This is a genomic window from Calditrichota bacterium (assembly GCA_014359355.1).
Lineage (GTDB): Bacteria > Zhuqueibacterota > Zhuqueibacteria > JANLFK01 > Oleimicrobiaceae > Oleimicrobium.
In genome coordinates, this window is the sequence record JACIZP010000095.1 from 1 (window position 1) to 1,310 (window position 1,310).

Sequence of the window (1,310 nt, forward strand, 5' to 3'; positions counted from 1 at the left end):
GCTCATCTCCCAGCCCGACACCGGCGAGCAGGCCCTGGAAATCACCGAAACCTTGGTGCGCAGCGGCGCGCTGGACATTGTGGTCATCGACTCGGTGGCGGCGCTGGTGCCCAGGGCGGAGATCGAGGGGGAAATGGGAGATGCGCAGATGGGGCTGCAGGCGCGCCTCATGTCGCAGGCCATGCGCAAGCTGGCCGGCTCCATCAGCAAGTCCAAGACCGCCGTGGTCTTTATCAACCAGATTCGGGAAAAGATCGGCGTCATGTTCGGTAGCCCGGAGACTACCACCGGAGGGCGTGCCCTCAAGTTCTACGCATCGGTGCGGCTGGACATTCGCCGGGTTGGCTCCATCAAAGAAGGCGAGAATGTCATAGGCAACCGCACGCGCGTCAAAGTGGTCAAGAACAAGGTGGCGCCCCCGTTCCGGGAGGCAGAGTTCGACGTGCTCTACGGCAGCGGCATCTCTCGCGTCGGCGACATCTTGGACCTGGCGGTGGAGCACAAGATCGTGGAGAAGAGCGGCACCTGGTTTTCCTTCGGAGAGGAAAAGATCGGCCAGGGGCGCGACAATGTGAAGCGCTACCTTGAGCAATCGCCAGAGCTTCTGGAGAAGATCGAGCACCGCGTGCGGGAGGCCTTGGGCATGCTGCCTGAGCAACAGGGGGAACCCGCCCCGGCAGCTGCCGAACGCGCCTCCGGTTCCAAGAGCTAAGCGCAGGGCTGCTGCATGAAGGGGTCAGGGAGGCGGCAGATCACCGCAATCGAAATTCAAGAGCACGACCGCGCACGCCGCAACATCTTCCTGGACGGAGAATTCGCCTTTGGTGTGCACCAGGAGGTGCTCTTGGAGAGCGGCTTTGGCTTAGGCGACTACCTCACTGGCCAGGACGTGCGGCGCCTCTTAGCGGCGGAGGAGCGGCATCAGGCCAAGCAGAAGGCTCTCCGACTGCTGTCGGTGCGGGCGCGCAGCGAAAAGGAGCTCCGCACTCGCCTGCAGCAGGCCGGGCTCGGCGAAGCTGCAGATGCCACCCTGCGCAGCCTGAAACGTGCCGGTCTGGTGGACGACCGGGAGTTTGCCTTGAGCTACGCCCGTTCACGAATTGCCACCAGACCGTGTGGCGAGTTCCTCCTGCGCAGCGAACTGCGCCAAAAGGGGGTTCCTGAAGAACAGATCGAAGCTGCGCTGGTCGAAGCTTATCGCGAGAAGAGCCAGCGGCAATTAGCCTACGAGCTCGCCGCCAAGAAGAAAAGGCTTGTTGGCCGAGCGGATGAGGAAAAGGCTCAGAAGCGGGTCGTGGATTTTCTCCTGC

At 62.7% G+C, this 1,310-nt stretch carries 2 protein-coding genes; both read left to right on the plus strand.

Annotation, left to right across the window (positions count from 1 at the left end):
* Positions 1-712, plus strand: a 712-nt coding sequence (gene recA, locus H5U38_03950) for a recombinase RecA (GenBank protein ID MBC7186171.1), incomplete at its 5' end; no start/stop codon positions are given.
* Positions 713-727: 15 nt separating this feature from the next.
* On the plus strand, positions 728-1,310 hold a 583-nt coding region (locus tag H5U38_03955), incomplete at its 3' end, for a RecX family transcriptional regulator (GenBank protein ID MBC7186172.1).